At 45.6% G+C, this 17,526-nt stretch carries 21 protein-coding genes and 1 riboswitch; of the genes, 9 read left to right on the forward strand and 12 right to left on the reverse strand.

The genetic code is table 11. The features are described from left to right. From PMI05_RS22525 to PMI05_RS22535, 3 genes are all read right to left on the reverse strand, one after another. A partial coding sequence (locus PMI05_RS22525; protein ID WP_238543341.1) for a spore germination protein occupies positions 1-328 on the reverse strand: 328 nt, incomplete at its 3' end. Between the two features lie 48 nt (positions 329-376). Further along, positions 377-1,120: an SDR family NAD(P)-dependent oxidoreductase gene (locus PMI05_RS22530; RefSeq protein WP_007726758.1), complete on the reverse strand. Its 744-nt coding sequence runs from the start codon at positions 1,118-1,120 to the stop codon at positions 377-379. 41 nt (positions 1,121-1,161) lie between these two features. After that, positions 1,162-1,917 (reverse strand): SDR family NAD(P)-dependent oxidoreductase, encoded by a 756-nt coding sequence (locus PMI05_RS22535; RefSeq protein ID WP_007726760.1) that lies wholly within the window; start codon positions 1,915-1,917, stop codon positions 1,162-1,164. Between the two features lie 136 nt (positions 1,918-2,053). Between PMI05_RS22535 and PMI05_RS22540 the strand changes: the two genes are divergently transcribed. Further along, the gene (locus PMI05_RS22540; RefSeq protein ID WP_007726762.1) at positions 2,054-2,980 is read left to right on the forward strand and encodes a LysR family transcriptional regulator; all 927 of its coding nucleotides are present in this window, start codon (positions 2,054-2,056) and stop codon (positions 2,978-2,980) included. Between the two features lie 51 nt (positions 2,981-3,031). On the opposite strand, the gene PMI05_RS22545 is transcribed toward PMI05_RS22540, so the two are convergent. The 3 genes from PMI05_RS22545 to PMI05_RS22555 all read right to left on the reverse strand — a co-directional run bounded on the left by PMI05_RS22545 (position 3,032) and on the right by PMI05_RS22555 (position 6,552). Next, positions 3,032-5,326, reverse strand: coding sequence for a glycoside hydrolase (locus tag PMI05_RS22545; protein ID WP_007726765.1), 2,295 nt, complete (start codon positions 5,324-5,326; stop codon positions 3,032-3,034). Positions 5,327-5,465: 139 nt separating this feature from the next. Beyond that, positions 5,466-6,221 carry a VanZ family protein gene (locus tag PMI05_RS22550; protein ID WP_007726766.1) on the reverse strand — a complete coding sequence of 252 codons (756 nt, stop codon included), beginning with the start codon at positions 6,219-6,221 and terminating at the stop codon, positions 5,466-5,468. A 4-nt stretch (positions 6,222-6,225) separates the two neighbouring features. Then, positions 6,226-6,552 carry a PadR family transcriptional regulator gene (locus PMI05_RS22555; RefSeq protein ID WP_007726768.1) on the reverse strand — a complete coding sequence of 109 codons (327 nt, stop codon included), beginning with the start codon at positions 6,550-6,552 and terminating at the stop codon, positions 6,226-6,228. A gap of 466 nt (positions 6,553-7,018) precedes the next feature. Between PMI05_RS22555 and PMI05_RS22560 the strand changes: the two genes are divergently transcribed. After that, the gene (locus PMI05_RS22560; protein WP_007726772.1) at positions 7,019-7,282 is read left to right on the forward strand and encodes a KTSC domain-containing protein; all 264 of its coding nucleotides are present in this window, start codon (positions 7,019-7,021) and stop codon (positions 7,280-7,282) included. Positions 7,283-7,346: 64 nt separating this feature from the next. On the opposite strand, the gene PMI05_RS22565 is transcribed toward PMI05_RS22560, so the two are convergent. From PMI05_RS22565 to PMI05_RS22585, 5 genes are all read right to left on the reverse strand, one after another. Further along, a complete protein-coding gene (locus tag PMI05_RS22565) occupies positions 7,347-8,093 on the reverse strand; it encodes an amino acid ABC transporter ATP-binding protein (RefSeq protein WP_007726774.1) in 747 nt (248 codons plus the stop codon). Between the two features lie 14 nt (positions 8,094-8,107). Then, positions 8,108-8,767, reverse strand: a complete 660-nt coding sequence (locus PMI05_RS22570; RefSeq protein WP_007726776.1) for an amino acid ABC transporter permease — start codon at positions 8,765-8,767, stop codon at positions 8,108-8,110. Between the two features lie 72 nt (positions 8,768-8,839). Continuing rightward, positions 8,840-9,616, reverse strand: a complete 777-nt coding sequence (locus PMI05_RS22575; RefSeq protein WP_007726778.1) for an amino acid ABC transporter substrate-binding protein — start codon at positions 9,614-9,616, stop codon at positions 8,840-8,842. A 161-nt stretch (positions 9,617-9,777) separates the two neighbouring features. Next, positions 9,778-10,485 carry a DNA alkylation repair protein gene (locus tag PMI05_RS22580; RefSeq protein WP_007726780.1) on the reverse strand — a complete coding sequence of 236 codons (708 nt, stop codon included), beginning with the start codon at positions 10,483-10,485 and terminating at the stop codon, positions 9,778-9,780. A gap of 123 nt (positions 10,486-10,608) precedes the next feature. Beyond that, on the reverse strand, positions 10,609-10,794 hold the full coding sequence (locus PMI05_RS22585; RefSeq protein ID WP_007726782.1) for a hypothetical protein: 186 nt from the start codon (positions 10,792-10,794) through the stop codon (positions 10,609-10,611). A gap of 133 nt (positions 10,795-10,927) precedes the next feature. On the opposite strand from PMI05_RS22585, the gene PMI05_RS22590 reads away from it, so the two are divergent. The 7 genes from PMI05_RS22590 (at position 10,928) to PMI05_RS22620 (ending at position 17,171) form a co-directional block, all read left to right on the forward strand. Next, positions 10,928-11,767 carry a DNA alkylation repair protein gene (locus PMI05_RS22590; protein WP_007726794.1) on the forward strand — a complete coding sequence of 280 codons (840 nt, stop codon included), beginning with the start codon at positions 10,928-10,930 and terminating at the stop codon, positions 11,765-11,767. Continuing rightward, positions 11,767-12,444, forward strand: a complete 678-nt coding sequence (locus PMI05_RS22595; RefSeq protein WP_007726796.1) for a Crp/Fnr family transcriptional regulator — start codon at positions 11,767-11,769, stop codon at positions 12,442-12,444. Before PMI05_RS22590 ends, PMI05_RS22595 begins: the two co-directional genes overlap by 1 nt. A gap of 84 nt (positions 12,445-12,528) precedes the next feature. Continuing rightward, complete coding sequence (locus PMI05_RS22600) at positions 12,529-13,191, forward strand: peroxiredoxin-like family protein (protein ID WP_007726798.1); 663 nt, start codon at positions 12,529-12,531, stop codon at positions 13,189-13,191. Positions 13,192-13,364: 173 nt separating this feature from the next. Continuing rightward, positions 13,365-13,448, forward strand: a riboswitch (cyclic di-GMP riboswitch). A gap of 194 nt (positions 13,449-13,642) precedes the next feature. After that, positions 13,643-14,197 carry a GNAT family N-acetyltransferase gene (locus PMI05_RS22605; RefSeq protein ID WP_007726800.1) on the forward strand — a complete coding sequence of 185 codons (555 nt, stop codon included), beginning with the start codon at positions 13,643-13,645 and terminating at the stop codon, positions 14,195-14,197. Continuing rightward, positions 14,190-15,680, forward strand: coding sequence for a methyl-accepting chemotaxis protein (locus PMI05_RS22610; RefSeq protein WP_039961228.1), 1,491 nt, complete (start codon positions 14,190-14,192; stop codon positions 15,678-15,680). Before PMI05_RS22605 ends, PMI05_RS22610 begins: the two co-directional genes overlap by 8 nt. Before the next feature lie 115 nt (positions 15,681-15,795). Further along, the gene (locus tag PMI05_RS22615; RefSeq protein WP_238543343.1) at positions 15,796-16,848 is read left to right on the forward strand and encodes an alpha/beta hydrolase; all 1,053 of its coding nucleotides are present in this window, start codon (positions 15,796-15,798) and stop codon (positions 16,846-16,848) included. Then, complete coding sequence (locus PMI05_RS22620; RefSeq protein ID WP_007726804.1) at positions 16,845-17,171, forward strand: hypothetical protein; 327 nt, start codon at positions 16,845-16,847, stop codon at positions 17,169-17,171. Before PMI05_RS22615 ends, PMI05_RS22620 begins: the two co-directional genes overlap by 4 nt. 5 nt (positions 17,172-17,176) lie before the next feature. Here PMI05_RS22620 and PMI05_RS22625 read toward each other — a convergent pair whose 3' ends face one another. Continuing rightward, positions 17,177-17,464 (reverse strand): YiaA/YiaB family inner membrane protein, encoded by a 288-nt coding sequence (locus PMI05_RS22625; protein ID WP_007726806.1) that lies wholly within the window; start codon positions 17,462-17,464, stop codon positions 17,177-17,179. Between the last annotated feature and the right edge of the window lie 62 nt (positions 17,465-17,526).

Here is a 17,526-nt window from a genome sequence, read left to right on the forward strand (position 1 = left end):
CCCGTTTCTTTGTCTTCACTGTCTTCATTCCAGCCGCTCCTGAACCCACCCATGTATTGGTTTGGCTATTTTCATTGATGACCTTCACTACGTTGCCGCTATTGTTTCCACCCGAACCGGAAAACGCTTTAGTTACGCTTTTCGGAGAGTTGTTTGCCGTATCGCCAAAGTTGATATTCCCGACATTATTGGTAATGGTCACCTTCCCCACAAAAGTCGGCAAAACTCCTCCCTCCCCGTTGCGTAATCGCTTATTTCCATCATATTCGAACGGTTTTGCGCCCGCTTGGACGATGGTTGAGGGCATTTGTCCGATGTGGTCTTGCAAAAAAAAATCTCCCCGAGTAGACAATTCTACGCGAGGAGAAAGATCTTTTTATTGCGCGGTATAACCGCCGTCGACCAGCAGGCTTGTCCCGGTGACAAAGGAAGCATCGTCACTGGCAAGGAACAGAACAGCCTTGGCGACTTCTTCTGGTTTACCCAAACGTCCCATCGGATGCAATCCGATCAGGTGCTCATTCAAGGCTTCATTGCGCCCAGCAATCAGTGGTGTATCAATGTAGCCCGGGCAGACCGCATTTACGCGAATCCCTTCCTTCGCATACGTAAGTCCCAGTGTCTGGGTCAGGAGCTTCACGCCACCTTTGGCAGAAGAGTATGCTGTCACACCTGCTTTTCCGGCATGGCTATGGATCGAGCCGCAGTTGACAATCGCGCCGCCAGTTCCTTGCGCCAGCATTTGCTCGATGACGTATTTATCACACAAGAACACGCCGGTCAGATTGATATCAATCGTTCTTTGCCAATCATCCATGCTCAACAGATGACCAGGTGCGTCTTTCGCGATACCCGCATTGGCAAACAAAATGTCTACCTTTCCGTACTTTTCTACAGTGGTACTCACCATGTTTTTCACATCGTCTTCTTTCGTTACGTCCGTTTTCACGAACAACGCATCAAAGCCTGCTTGATTCAGCTCTTCCGCCAATTCATTGCCACGTGGGGAGAAGTCAGCAATCACTACTTTCGCCCCTTCTTTTGCGAAGAGACGGACGGTCGTTTCACCGATTCCACTTGCTCCACCTGTTACGATCGCTACTTTGTTTTCCAGTCTCATGGATAACTCCTCCTATTTTCGAAATTGGTATTCGTACCGTTTTATCTCGCTGTCGCTCCGCCATCGATGACGAATTCCGCCCCTGTGACATGGGAAGACTCGTCAGAAGCGAGGAACAGCACCATATTGGCTACATCCTCGACAGTACCGAGTCGGCCTGTTGGAGTAGCTTGTGCCAACTCTGCTTTGGAATGCTTTGTCGTTTCCGAAGCATAGGACACCATGTTTGTATCGATATAGCCAGGGTGAATCGAGTTCACGCGCACACCTTGTGCCGCATACTCCATCGCTGCATCCTTGGACATGATACGAACCGCTCCCTTGCTCGCTCCGTACAAGACGTGACCCGGCGCACCAAAAAGCCCAGCGATGGAAGAGGCATTGATGACGGAACCACCTTGTTGTTTTGCCATGAGTGGCATCACATGCTTCATTCCCAAAAAGACACCTGTTACGTTAATCGCCATGAGACGATTCCATTCCTCTACGGTAATCTCTGCCATCGGTTTAATGATATAAATGCCTGCATTGTTGAACAGGATATCTACTTTCTCGTATTGTTCTACGGTGGTTGCCACTACTTGCTGCCATTGCTCTTCACGGCTTACATCATGCGCAATCGCGATGGCTTCTCCACCCGCTTCCTTGATTTCAGCTACCGTCTGAGAGGCACTTTCCAGATTGATATCGGTAACGACTACTTTCGCACCTTCCTTGGCAAAACGAATCGCTGTTGTTTTCCCGATTCCTGTTCCGCCACCCGAAATGATCGCTACTTTCCCTTCGAGTCTCGCCATTGTAAACGCCTCCATTTATGATGTCTTTTGTACCTGATCTCTTGCCTTGCTTTCATTATAGGACTCTTTTATATTTAAAAATATGTAAACATACTTACCCTTCCTTAAGTACGACTAAAGGATGTGATCTTACCAAATGCATCTGGAACAACTGGAATATATCGTAGAAATAGCGAAAGCAGGCTCCCTGACCAAAGCCGCTCAGAACAAGCATGTGACCCTCTCCGCCATCAGCCAGTCGCTCTCCAGTCTGGAAGCAGAGCTCGGCGTTACTCTTTTTACACGTTCACGTCTTGGAGCGGTACCAACCCCCGAAGGGCGCATCATCATCAAAAAAGCGTTTGAAGCCTTGGGAAAGATTCAGGAGATCTTGGAGGAAGCACAAAACTATACGAACACGTTGAGCGGAGAGCTGAGGCTCGCCACGATTCCCGGTCCCATGAATCTTTTGGTCGATGCCGTCGCGAGCTTTAAAAAAGATTATCCTTACATCCGTACCGAAATTGCAGAAAAAGGAACACAGGAAATATTAGAGGACATTCTTCAGGACAAGCTGGACATTGGTCTGGTCATTATCCATGAGAACCTGCTCAAAAAGAGCGAGGGCCTCGGCTTGGTGTTCGAACAGTTGCTAGAGGGAAAAATGGTCGTTGGTGTAGTCAAAAACTCTCCACTTGCCTACCAGGATTCCGTCACACCTGAAGAGCTTCGCAGGCAATCCTTCGTCCTGTACAACGACGACTACGTCAAATGGTTCGTAGAGGATTTTGCCGCTACTTATGGTCCTGTCGACATCTTATTTACGTCGAACAACACAGAAGCGCTCCGCAAGGCAATCCGGCAAAATCTCGCGGTAACCATCGGACTGGACTACTCTTTTGTTCATGAACCTCATTTGCAAGACTCCGATTCAATCACGCTTGATTTGGATATTCCTTATCAACAACCCATCTATTACGGCTGGGTGCGTTCGGGGGAACGTCATTATTCCCGGATTTCGATGAACTTTATCAATCGGCTCCAATACGATTTGAAAAGCAAGAAATACCCACCCACTCCTTAACAAAAAAAGACTGCCGCTTCATTTTCGCGGACAGCCTTTTTCAAATCGTTCCTACTGCGCAGGAGCAAGGAAGGTCTGGATATTTTTCCCGTCGATGATAAGCGCTGACCTGGCCTTCACCACTTGCCCCTCGTATGTGAAATCTTGCTCAGAGAAGTTGGCGATCACTTGCAGATCATCCCCGAAGACAGCCTTCTGCACGAGCCTGTCTTCGGATAACACACGATAATCAGTCATCTCGTGCTGCACCGCTTTTTTGTGGAAGGGAGACCACACCTTCAAATAGTTCGTGATCAATGGTTGGTTTTCATCCCACATCTTTTTATCCAAATGATAGAGTGGCGGTACATTGTAAAGCAGCTCCTTGAGCATACGGGTGCCGACTTCACCTTTGATCTTCAGGCTGCCCCACTCCCAGTGATGGCTCGTGATTACCGCGTTATTGTACACCAGCTTGTACAGTGGCAATGAATACGCAGGATCAATGTATACATGGCGGTACTCTTCCTTGATCGGAACCTGTTTGGCGTATCGTTCCGGAATCTCTCCCGCCGGGGACCAGTAGCCTCCTACATAATACGGGCTTTGCTTGTTTTTTCGCATGTCAGGATCTGCCCATTTGATGACAGGCGTCTCAATGCCATGGGCAAAGGCGATACTTCGGCTAGCGAAGTCATTACCAGTCTCAGACCCCATGACCAATTTCTTTTCATTACGAATATAGTCCATACGCGCGAGCTTCGCCTTCATATCCTCTGCCTCAGTCGTCGTGTGCTGTGGCGAATAGTCATCGTTGAAATCTCCTGCTGCATCTACATCAATAAACCACGAGTTAAAAGCGACATCGTCCCTCATGATTTCATCCATGCGCTGTTTGACACTTGGCAGCGATAGGGTCGGATTCAGCAATCTGCCCTGCTGGAGAAAACCAGCTTTTTTCTCTCCATTTTTCTTCGAGATCGTCGCATTCTCATACAAGCTCTTATCCTTGAAAATAGCCGTGTTCCAATCTGGATTTTCTTCCTTGTGAATGGAATGGTAGGAATCGTAGCTGGCGATCAAATAGCCTGTCTCATTCGCCTTTTGGATAAATGAAGGCTTCATGTAGGCAGCCGTCCAATCCGGCAAACCTATCCATGCCTGATCAATCCCTGCCGCTTTCATTTCTTTCAAGAGATCAGTAGAGTCGGCATTCCCCCACTGTTCCACAGGTGGAACGACATCCTGCAGCACGCTCTTCAGCAGCTTTTTGTTCAAGTCGTACAGCTGTGATTCCGTCAACGAATCGATCCCTGTTCCAAACGCTTTCTTTGCCTCTTCATCGACATGTGGAAATAGCTGCGGATTGTAAAGCTCACGGGAACGTAAAGCATAGTTCAACCCGCCTAGGATCGCATTCTTTTGATAATCCGCGACGTAATCCTGCTTCTGAATCTCGCGGAATTGCTGGATGCTCTCTTTTCCATCCTCACCATTGGAAGCCAAGATTTTCTCAAGTGCCCCGATAAAGTTCTCATTCAGTTTCGTTTTCAGCACATTCCATTTCACATCGTCGACCGATAAGAAGCTCTTGTTCCACAAGTAAAAATGCGGAGCGCCGTAAAGCTTTTCGATATTCGGATTGGCTTTGGCCTTTTCCGCCAGGGTCAGCAGTTCTCCCTGCTCCTTGACATATTGCTTGTAAACACCGGCTACGCTAACCGGATCGTTGTCTGTGACATACAAGCGGAACCCGTAGGTCTTGTCCGGATTAATCGTGGGGAACTCGTGTGAAAACGTAAACGCAATCGTCGGATCAACGGCAAAATCGACGGTGTTGTTAAACAAATTGTCCACGACGTACATCAGCGCATACTTACTCTTGTTCACAGCAAAAAAGCGCATGGAAAAAGACTCGGCAAAGCTAAGACTCTCTTCTTTTAAAAACGACTGCCACTTGCTGTCATCCGCAGGAATCCATTTTCCCTCGCCCAAAGGCAACATGTAGCTTGAGCCTTTTACTGTCGGCCAGGAAAAGCTCTCTGTTCCTGTGGAGGTCAGGGTGATTTGCAAATGATCCTCTTTCTTTTTGATCGAGACATCCAGCTGCTCGTCCGGGTAGCTCCAGGCAATCTCTTCTTCACCTTTCTGTACATTCGTTACCTTGCGCGCAGGCATCGGCTCCGAAGCACTTTCCTTCACTCCGTCTCTCTCGATGAACATTTCGAAGGTCTCCGGTTTCACATCAAAAGTAAAATCTGCATGCTGCTTCGTCTGTACCTGCTCCATAGCATTATTACTCTCACAACCAACGACGACTTGGAGCAGGAGAACAACTACCATGATGAAAATCGCTATTCGTTTCATAAAAACCTCCTAAATCGATTTACTATGTATATCGTATTACGATGTACATGTACAAAAAAAATTACCAAAACCTTTGCCAAGGCCGCCTCACAACTGTGCGACCCCGGTCAATCAAAAGGCTTTTACGCTTCTTGTCCTACTAAGACGATGTGGCTGACAGATCGTCATCGAAATTGCTGTTGTTCCGTCGTCTTCGGATCAGCGCCGCCCCTACTCGAAACATCCCGTAGCCAATCAGTCCGCCAAGTACATTCAGCAGCAGATCATCGACATCAAAGCTGCCTAACGAAAACAATAGCTGCAAGGCTTCGATGATGAGACTGGTCGAAAGCGTGAGAAAAAACACGCGATGCACGCTTTGAAAGGACATAAATATCAACGGCAGCAACAGCCCGAGCGGAACAAACAACATGACATTGCCAATCAGGTTATACATCACAGTGCCAAAGCTGTAATTGTCATAATGAAAAACGTAATCCACCAAAGTTTGAAATGGTTTCGTATTTTGGAACAGATGCGTATATTGCGGGACGCCGTATTCCAGCATCCTTTGCTTCCATTCCACGGTAAAAGCTCTGCGCCGGAAGCGATCCGGTGACAACAACAAGAGATAACTGGAGATAGCTACATACAAGAAAAACAAGGACAGGAGCCATTTACGGATGTACTTATCAATAAGCGGCATGGACTCAGACAGTTGCTGACTGATTGCTTTCGTTGTACCGAATCGTTGAATGGTCAGTAAAACGGCTTCCTGTTCTTCGTAGCCCTCTTCGACGAGCTCACTTTTCATGCTGTTCAAATGATCCATCAGCTCATCTTTGACATCCTTCTTTTCCCATTTCGAACACGGCAAGCGACTGACAACCTGCTCTGCATACTCTTCGAGCTTCATTTGTTTACTCACTTCCCTCATTACAAAGCAAAATGAGTCTGCTCAAGCTCTGCCAATCCTTCATCTTGTCTTGAAGAAGTCCCTGGCCGGTCTTGGTAATCCGATAATATTTGCGGCGTCCGCCTTCGCTGGCTTCCCCCCAGTAAGACTCCACTGCCTTTTGCGTCTCCAGTCGCTTTAGGGCAGGGTATAGTGTGCCTTCACCGATTTCATACAGCTCATCGCTTTTATCGCGAATCTTCTTGGCCAACTCATAGCCGTACTGATCTTTCTGTGCGATCAGCGAGAGAAGCAATAGATCGATGCTTCCTTTCAACAACTCCTTGTTCACAAAAGCATCTCCTCCCCGTGACATGCCTAGAGATTATCACACTATACCTCGTGATACAAGGTAGTTAACCAAGGAAATTTGCGGAAAGAAGTTTTGGTGCTATGTAATTATTGACAATAATAAAATAGGTAATATAGACTATATTCGACAACGTTTTTCATGAGTCTACATACTTTCGGATGATCATTCCTTTCTATACACAATCAAATTATAGGCCCATAGAACGAAGCGAAAAGAAAATTTTCACTTTTTTGGAGCAGGTTACTTTTCATTCGTGACTTCATTCTCTCTAACAGGAGGCACTTACATGCTTGCCGACTTTCCGATGATCGTTCTCAATACGGTTCTCTTAGCCTATTTTGCAATTGGTGTGCTATTTTTGTATTCCGAATCTAAATTTTTGCGTAAAATGAAGACTCGTAGAAATAGATAAGCCGATTTTTAGATAAAGGAGTTTGCACGTACATTGAGATCTTTTGTCCGCCAATTTCTGCCACGTCAGAATCAACCCCAAGGAATTACCTACAAAGAACTGGAATCGAAATTGATCAAAGCTGCTCGCTACGATCTGTCTTCAAGCCACCTCTACATCCGTTTTCACGATGGACGAGAGGTCGTTTACTGTCGGGTCACTCCTTACGCTTACAATGCGTTTTTAAATGCTGACTCGTTCAGTGATCATTTTCATTCGTTCATCAGCCAACGGTACTTGAACTATCAGGTGATGTAGCCTGTCTATACAAAATGCCCTCAATCTGTCTTCTCGACACTGAGGGCATTTGTTGTTGATCATACTATTTTAATGCACGATGCAAAAAAGATTTGGTCCGCTCAAATTTAGCGTTTGTAAACAATTGCTCTGGTGTCCCCGACTCTACGAATTCCCCGTTGTCCATAAACATAATTTGGTTCGCCACCTCGCGCGCGAATCCCATCTCATGCGTCACAACCATCATCGTCATATGCTCCTGGGCAAGCTGCTTGATGACTTGCAGCACCTCACCCGTCAGTTCGGGATCGAGTGCAGACGTAGGCTCGTCAAACAACAAGATTTGCGGATTCATCATCAGTGCTCTGGCGATCGCCACACGCTGCTTTTGTCCACCTGAGAGCTTCGCCGGATACGCGTCTGCCTTATCAGACAGGCCGACCTTTTCCAAGAGATCTGCACTCATTCTGTGGATGTCCTGGTGCGCCTCACCTTTGACTACGCGTGGTGCGATCTCCAGATTTTCTTTTACTGTGAGATGAGGAAACAGATTAAAATGCTGAAAGACCATGCCCATTCTTGATGTGATCTGCTTGATTTCCTGGTTACTGGCGTAAACGCCGTCCTTCACCAAATAATCATCCTGCACACGAATGCTGCCACCATTCACCTGCTCCAGATGGACCAAGCTGCGTAGCATCGTGCTTTTGCCGGAGCCAGAAGGCCCGATTACTGCCACGACTTCGTTCTTTTTCACCGAAAACGAGACATCTCGCAAAACTTCCTGATTGCCAAACGATTTCTTTAGATTCGATACTTGAATGATTTCCATATTGCGCCAGCCCTTTATTCGAATTTGAACCTTTTCTCCAGCCACTTAAAGAACAACGTCAACAATAGCGTCATCAACAAATAAATGATTCCCGCAATAAAAAACGGAACAATGGTAAAATCTCGATTCACAGCCGTTTGTGCAAAGTGAAGCAACTCTGGGACGGCAACCGCATAGAGCAGCGCTGTGTCTTTTACGAGAGTAATGGATTCATTTGCGACAGCAGGCAAAGCCACTCGAAACATTTGCGGCAAAATAATCTTGTTGGTTGTCTGCCATTTGCTAAAACCGAGGACCTGCGCCGCCTCGTACTGTCCTTTGTCGATCGACAGCAGTCCTCCACGGAAAATCTCCGCGAAATACGCTGCGTAGTTCAGCACGAAGCCGAGGCATGCAGCTACGAATCGATCCATAACCAAGTATTCTCCGATCACTGGCAAGAGGGGAAGGCCAAAAACAAAAAACAATAGCTGTAATAATAGAGGCGTTCCACGCATGACATACACATAGGTGTGCGCGAACCAAGACAGACCTTTGTTGCTGCTATTCGCCATTAAGGTAATGAGAAATCCCAATGGGATCGATGCCAGAATAGCGATGAAGAACAGCAACACTGTCATCTGCGCCCCTTCTAGCATAGGCACGGTAATGGAGATAATATAGTCTAAGCTCATCTGGTATGCTCCTAATTCTTATAATAAAGCGTGGCTTCGCCAATCATTCGGCGAAGCCATCGTATCTTTCGTTTATTTCAACACGCGATTTTCGCCAAACCATTTTTCCGATATTTTAGCAGCTGTTCCATCCTGATTCATGGTATCCAAGGCTTTTTGCAGTTCGTTCAATAACGCCTCGTTCCCTTTTTTGACGCCCACTCCATACTCCTCAGGTGCAAGTGATTCTTCCAACAGCTTAAAGGTTCCAGGTTCTTTTGCCATATAGTAATCGGCAACAATCTGGTCAATGACAACTGCTTCCACGCGGCCAATCTTCATATCGCTCAATGCCAGTACATTATCAGGATACTCTGTAATTGATTTGACCTGATTTTTCATGTCACTTGCATTGACAGCATCAGCTGCGGAAGACAGCTTTTGCAAACCAATTCCTTTACCAGCCAAGTCCGACAGCTTGGTCAAGTTGCTATTTGCCATCGTAACCACTACTTGCGCGTTTTTCAGATAAGGCTTGGTAAAGAGAACCTTCTCTTTTCTCTCATCCGTAATCGTATATCCATTCCAGATCAAATCAATACGACCGCTATTTAGTTCAGACTCTTTTGCACTCCAATCGATAGGTTGAAACTCGACTTGTTTTCCCATCTTTTCGCCAGCTGCACGCGCATAATCAATATCAAAACCGACTAGCTCATTTTTCTCATCCCGGAATCCCATTGGTGCGAACTTATCATCAATTCCGATAATCAGCTTGTTCGCGTCAGCGCCAGTCTTTGCGCTGGAACAGCCCACTACCAATGAAACAATCGCACTCAATAACAATGACATCCATGCTATTTTCTTCATCGTGATGATCCCCCTCGTTTTCTCTACTCTATATTTTACTCTGATAAAGTGGTAATACGTTAACAAGGTATCATGATAGCACATTAGCAAAGAATAGTCGATACTTTAGTAAACAAAAGCGCCTTAGAAATATACGCCAAATGAATGAGTAAAATGCCCGACTAGCAGATGCACGTCTTTTTCTTTTTTCCGACACTCCCTCGTTCCTCTATCTTTTTGATATACTCCGTAGCCAACGGAACCTTGCACGCTGTCTGTCCGACGTCCACATGCACTTTGCCAATTTCTGCGGCCACTTCCAACGCTTCCTGATGAAGTTCCGGTACATACGCTCCTACTGAAATAACGAATTGATTCATGGTGTACCGTACGCGATTCTGTTCCTGGTGAATCGTCTCCTTTACTCTCATGAGGAGCCGCTTGATTTCTTCTTTATCTAGCCGTTCATCGGGAGTAATCGACAAGTAGTTCGAATACGTATTCCACCCACATGTGGCTACCATCTCTTCTTTTGACTCGATCCATTCCCGCGCCAACTCCATAGCAAAATGGCTCTCAGCGGCTACACTCGCAACCGTATATTCGGCGGGCGCGTACCAAGACGCTTCCTTGACCCAAGCCTGCAGCCGCTCTTTTGTCATGCTCTTCGGGTCAACCGTCAATCCGGCCAAGTACATGGCGTCGTAGTTTCCCGTATCGTACAGCGCCTGGACGAGCTGCTGATCACGCTTTACCTCCTTGACCAGCTTTTTCATATCGCCGACTCGCACGCCAAACAAAGGCTCTTTCCCCCCATGCCGTAATAACGTTTTTTTCGTCTGCTCTGTCCCCAGCGCTTCGAGCTTCTGCATGACTTCTTCCAACGTCATCTTTCCACCCTCCTTTTTCTTCTATTAATAGGATAACCAGCAGCGCTACCTCCAACACGAAAAAGCCCTCCTCATTCAAAGGAGAGCTTTTTCGTATTGGAGCTTGACGTCTTTTTCCTATCCTTACGCCTGATTGCGTACTTTGATATACGAAACATTTCTCACATTGATGACAACATCATCATATTGAAGCATTCCGTCGCTTTGATTCGCGACCATTTGAATGATCTCTTCCGGTTCCGTCGATTCGATGCTAATCGTTTCACCGCCACCGGAAAAGTAAAATTGAATCACTTTTACTTCCTTCATAAAATCCCCTCCTATTCCTTCTAGTTATCGGATGGTTGGAAAATTTTTGTTATGGGTGATTTTTATGTATACTTTTGTTGCAGCTATTCCGTTTTGAATGTCTATCACTTCAGTGAAAAGGGGTTTGTTGAAAATGCCGGATTCGGTACACACGAGAAAAGGAGCAGTTAAAGCCTCACTCATCCCTGAAAATGTATTAGCACTCCTTCATGCTGGAGAATTAGAAAGCGTCAATTTGACTGAATGGCAGGCTGTTGATCATATTCATCTATTACGAAGCGTTCTGCCTCATGTTCAATTAGATGCGCATGTCGCTCGACTTGTTGATCAATTAGAAGAAACGGGATCTACTAGCGGAATGAAAGCTATCCGTCTGATTGGACTAGAACTACTTGCGATCTTATACAAATCGGGTGAACCCACAGCTACGTCTCCCGTTTTCCTATCGTTGGCTACCCACAAGTCAGACAGTGTACGTTGTTGGAGTGCCTATATCATTGGCTTGGACAACACCTTATCGCTCGAAGAAAAACTAAGGCAAATAAGAAAATTCGCGGCAGATCATCATTTTGGAGTGAGAGAGATCGCATGGATGGCGATTCGAGATTCTCTCGTGCATGATCTGAACCATTCCATTCAACTCCTGAGCAAATGGGTACTTGATACCGACGAAAATATTCGCCGCTTTGCGGTAGAAGCCACACGCCCACGAGGTGTCTGGTGTAAGCATATTGACGCATTGAAAAATGATCCTGCTCTCTGCCTACCTTTGCTCATGCCAGTGAAGTCAGATGCATCTAAATATGTTCAAGATTCTGTAGGGAATTGGTTGAACGATGCGAGTAAATCACAACCAGACTGGGTGATACAGCTTTGTGACGAGTGGCTAAGAATCTCTGATACAAAGGAAACGAAAAGAATTGTTACCAAAGCGAAAAGAACCATTCTGAAGACCCAAACCGAACAGAAATGATGAACCGAATCTCATATTTATCCCAATTTTATTTGTTGAATTCATTATCCAAGGAAAGTTTGCGCTTAATCGATCAATTAACCTCCTTAACCCCTTTCCCCAAAAATACGTGCATTCAAACACCAGAAACTTTTTCGGAGGGATTCTACTTCATCAAACAGGGGAAAGTACGTTTATATAAAGTAAATCGGGATGGTCGGCAGTTTACATTTGATATCCTCGGGGAAGGCAATGTGTTTGGAGAAGTGGATCTGCTCTCGTTAGGTACACGGGAGATGTATATAGAAACCATTGAAGACTGCCTCATTTGTAAAATGAGCAAAGCAAAATTTGAGAGCTACATAATCGAACATCCGCAACTGATGATGAAGATCATGAAGCTCATTAGCGATAGAATGGTTTCGATCAGCCAAGCAGCCGAAAATCTTGCCCTTCTCCCTTTACAAGATCGCATTATTTCCACGTTAGTAAGGCTTGCCGACCAATTTGGCAATCCTAACAGTTCTGCGTTTCAACAAATTGAGTTACCTCTTTCCCATCAAGAGCTCGCCCATTTTGTCGGGGCATCCAGGGAAGCTGTGACGGTAGCATTACGTGCTTTAGCAAGAGAAGAACTGATTCAAACAGGCTTTAAAACCATTTCCATTCATCGGGACAACATTTTAAAGAAGATGTAATCCAGTTTACATCTTTCCCTCCAAAAGAAAGATATCGTAAAGCTATAGCTTCTACTATTCTTTCGAAAAAGAGGGGAACGACATATGGATAAACCACATTTCCAGAGCCTGCGCGAAGAGCTAGATTATACAACCATTCAAATAGCAGACTTCCTCACTCGTGAAGTAACAGATTCATTTACAAGATCAATCGAGGAGCTAAGGACCTCTGGACACGCAAAGGGCTTGCCGATTGGTTCGTTTGCGCCTGATTTCACATTGAACGATCACACTGGCAAGACCATTACCTTGTCGGAAGAAATCGTAAAAGGTCCCATCGTCCTCACGTTTTTCCGTGGATCATGGTGCCCCTACTGCAATTTGGAGCTGCAAGCATACCAAAAACAGATCGATAAGATAACCTCTCTGGGTGCCCAATTGTTTGCCATTAGTCCACAATCTCCTGCACACTCTCTTACTATGCAAGAGAAAACCGGACTGAGCTTTCCCGTGTTATGCGATACCAACAACCAGATAGCAGAAAAATATAAACTCAGATTCAGACTGCCTGATTATTTACAGGATACCTACCGATCATTGGATATTGATCTCAAGCATTTTAATAGTGACGATTTTTGGACGCTCCCCATTCCTGCTACTTATATCCTCGACAACCAGGGCGTAATCCGGTTAGCATGCTTAGATCCAGATTACAAAAAGCGAATGGAGCCAACCGAAGTTTTAGACATTCTGCGTACCCTAACCTAACGCCTATATAACGAAGAACCAGTTGATACCATAACTGGTTTTTTGTACGTCTATGCTTTATGAACAATTAGTTTCTTTTCCCTACCAAAACTTGACAAAGTTATATCTTTTGGCTTATATTTTGCATGATTATCTCTAGCAAAATTCGACACGTTTTTACAAATTTTGCTAAAGAATGCAAAAGGCAAAGTCATCGAAAGGTGGCGACGCAAAACCACGGGTCTACAGTCTTTGACCATGATAGCCGGGTTGCCATCATCTTGAGACTATTTTTTCGATGTTGGTAGCTTCGGTTGTTCCATTTCGATGGAACGGCCTTTTTTTGTGTTTACATTTTTGAAAGGAGGATGAAAGCACTTTCATTTTCGTAACGGATGGAAAAACATAACTTTTGAGACGTCAAACATACACAACATGGTTCAATCAGAGAAAATGATGGAGTGGACGAGTTATGTACAAACAAGTAGAAACCGTACAAGAGTTAGCAAAATTTCATGAAATCAAAGAAACAGTATGGACAAGCATGGGCTTCGAGATGGAGTACGCGAAAGAAGGCTCGGCTCAGTTCCTCTTAATTGCCGAAGATGGTGAAGCAGGTGGAACATTTGAAATGACGCCCTTTTCCAAATCAAGTGCTTATATGAAATCACTTTTTCAGGATGTTGTTACAGAAGATATGAAAGTAATGGAGGTAGACAGTCTCGCTGTTTTGCCGAAATACCGCGGACAACTAGGGCAAAAGGGAATTTGCTTGATGATAGATTACGCTGAAAAGAATGGTTATACCCACGCAATTGGGGTAGCAGATCCGACTTTTTTTTCGTTCATTAACAAGAAGTATCAAGTAAAAGCGACTCAGACCAAAGATATCGTCTTTTACAAAGGGGCCGATGCCATTCCGACCCTCTTCCATCTAAAAGATGTCTATGACAATAAGCACGATCCGAAATATTCCTGGTACAATTCGTCGTCATCCAACCAAGTAAAAGTCGAGGTAGGTGGGTAACATGGATAACATCGATAACATTGATTTATTGAGAAGAAGAAACAATTGGGTCGTAATCGTATTCGCAAGTATTATTACGATTGTTCAGGTCTTAAACCTCTTTCTAGGCGTATCGTACACATTCGTTTTCACGATACTGGGTATTTTGTATGGCGTGCTGGCACCTTTTACTTACATCTCCAATCGCCCGAGTTTCCGTGAAAAAGCAGCGCCCTTCATGAAGTTTTTCAACCTCGCCGTAATCGGGATCTTCATGTTCATCGTAGTTGGACTGGACCCGCATATGATCAATATCATGACCATTATGTTCTTTGTAGCAGTCATGGGGATTTATCAAGACCGACTCATCAATATTTTGACGATTGTATCGACATTGGGTATTGTCTCTTACTACTTCCTGACACAGAGAGAAACGATTTTCCATTCGACTAACAATATTGATCTGATGTACTTCCTGCTTACCTTCTGCTTCGTCTCTGTCACGAGCATGATGCATGCTGTATTCAATAACAAGCTGCAAGAGGAAAGTGAGCAACAAAAGCAAGAAGCGATTGCCTCGAAGGAATCGTTGCAACGTGTTCTGGATCAGATCAATGAATCACTCACCTCTATGCAAGACTATCAAGAGAATTTGAACCAGGTGACGGACGGTGTGAATGTTCGGGCAGTCGAAACCGTCGCTTCCCTGCAAGACATTATGGAGTCCTTTACGGTCCAGACCAGCAATACGGACGAGCTGCGTCGGGAAATGAGCTCGACGAATCTGCAAGTTGAGGATATGACTCGCTCTGTTACAGAGATGCATGAGTACGTAGAATCGACCAAAGAAGCCACTAGCGAGAGCGGCAAACGCATTGGCAACATCGGCAATGACTTTGAACGATTCATCACGGACATCCAAGGTACGAACCAGCTGATTCAAGAGCTCAATAAAGAAACCGAATCAATTGGGAAAATCATTCAAACCATTTCCGAGATTTCTGCACAAACCAATCTGTTGGCACTCAATGCCACGATTGAAGCGTCTCGCGCAGGCGAACACGGCCGAGGATTTGCTGTCGTAGCAGATGAAGTACGCAAGCTGGCTGAATCCTCCAAGCTATCCTCAGAGTCGATCTCGAGCCTGCTCATGACCATTCGCGAAAAAATGAAGCTCGTATCGGATATGATTTCCGAGTCACAGACTTCTTTTGAGAAAAATAGCGAGGGCATCCTCGAAGTACAAGAAATGTTCACCAATGTAGACAACTACATGCAAAACTTTGCGGATAAAACGAAAAACCTGCAAGAGTTCATCATCCATGTGCACAGCATGATTCAGGAAGTCGGCGCAAAAGTAGAAGTCAACGCAGATATTACTGACAAGAACAAAGAGAGCCTGGAAGAAGTGCTTGTTCTCGTTTCTGAACAAAAAGACGAAGTCGTTAAGGTTTCTGGCGGCTTTGAGAAAATCGAACAACAGATGCGTGGTCTCCATATGTAGCATTCCTGCAACCGCCTTTCACGGGCGGTTGTTTTCTTTTCTCATTTTGTAACTAAGCCCCCGTATAATAGAAATATTCTGATAGTTTATTTTGGACATTGGAAGGAGGCACGTCATGATGGATGCACGTATCGAAACGAAAACCATTCAGACCGATCGCCAGCTTGTTTCCTACCTGACAGCAGGCGTACCCGAAGGAGAACCGCTGCTCCTCATTCACGGCAATGCATCAGCCAACTTGTTCTGGGACGATACGATTGCGGCTCTGTGTGACCAATACCGTGTGTATGCACCTGATATGCGTGGCTATGGAGCAAGTGAAGCATTGCCCATCGATGCGACACGCGGTTTGCGAGACTGGTCGGATGACCTTCATTCGTTTATTCGGGCATTGGACTTACCAACACCTGTCCATCTTGCCGGCTGGTCTTTGGGTGGAGGGATCGTAATGCAGTTTGCCATCGATCACCCGCAGGAAGTCCGTTCTTTGATTCTGGTCGCGCCGATGTCCCCTTACGGCTTTGGCGGAACCAAGGATATAGCGGGCACCCCGTGCTACAGCAGCTTCTCAGGCTCGGGTGGAGGAGCCGTCAACTCCGAGCTGGTCAAAAGGATAGCAGCCAAAGATATAAGTAATGACTCTCCCTCCAGTCCTCGCAATGTCATGAATCAGCTTTATTTCAAGCCCCCGTTCCAAGTTGACCGAGAGCAGGAAGACCGTTATGTGAGCGCAATACTCTCTACGAGAACAGGAGAGGGCTTTTACCCCGGTGCTTTTGAATATGTAAACGATTGGCCCGGTGTTGCTCCTGGGACGACGGGGATTACGAATGCGATTTCTCCCAAATACGTAAATTTGTCCGGTATTGTCCAGATTGAGCCCAAGTGTCCGATTTTATGGATTCGTGGTGCGGATGATGCCATTATCTCGGATCAGTCGCTTGCTGATTTCGGTACGCTGGGCAAGCTTGACTATGTCCCCGGATGGCCGGGGGAAGACGATTATCCCCCGCAGCCAATGGTCTCCCAAATACGTGACGTGCTCGAACAATATCAGCGCGCTGGTGGTTCCTATAAGGAGATTGTTATGGAAAATGTGGGGCATGCTCCACACATCGAGAAAACAGCCGAGTTTATAGAGCTCATTCGAAAAACCGTCAGGGCATGACCCTGACGGTTTTGGGCGAACATCCAATCAGCCTTACTCGTGAGAATGCCATTATATTACTTTTAGCCTCGATCGCTTTGGAAGAATTGGGGCTCAGTCATATCGTCAATGCGAAAGCAGAAAAGATTCAGTATGCACTCGGAACGATGCCAGGACTTACTCAGCCTGTATCTCTCAGTAATTTATTCCTACTGAATACGAGTGTTCAAAATATGCTACAGACAGTCATTCAAAGAGAGATACTGCTCTGCGATACACTAACGGTAATACAAGACTCCGAAGTTTCTACAGGGCCAACTACATTAACCGGCCCCCATATGTAAACAGGCTAATTCGGCGTTTCTTTCTCCGCTTTCGATACCTTCAAATTAAATTCTCTTTCCTGTTCCTCGATAATCGCTCGATCCTCTGCATTATCTCTCACTACTTTTTGCGTCAAAATCGATCCAACTGCTACCAGAAGCATACATGCGATATAATACCCCTTTTCGTGCAGCTGAAGACCTGTTGCATTGTATAAACCGATGGAAAATAGCAGTACACCTGCGCCCAATGTAAAGTATGCCAAGAAAGTGAAGGCTCCCGTGTTGCGCATCCGATGCTTTTGTGGATACATAGTAACACCCCTCACATTTTGTTTATGTAGCTCATGCAAACAAATATAAGTCAACCGGACGA

This window comes from Brevibacillus sp. BC25 (assembly GCF_000282075.1).
Classification (GTDB): domain Bacteria; phylum Bacillota; class Bacilli; order Brevibacillales; family Brevibacillaceae; genus Brevibacillus.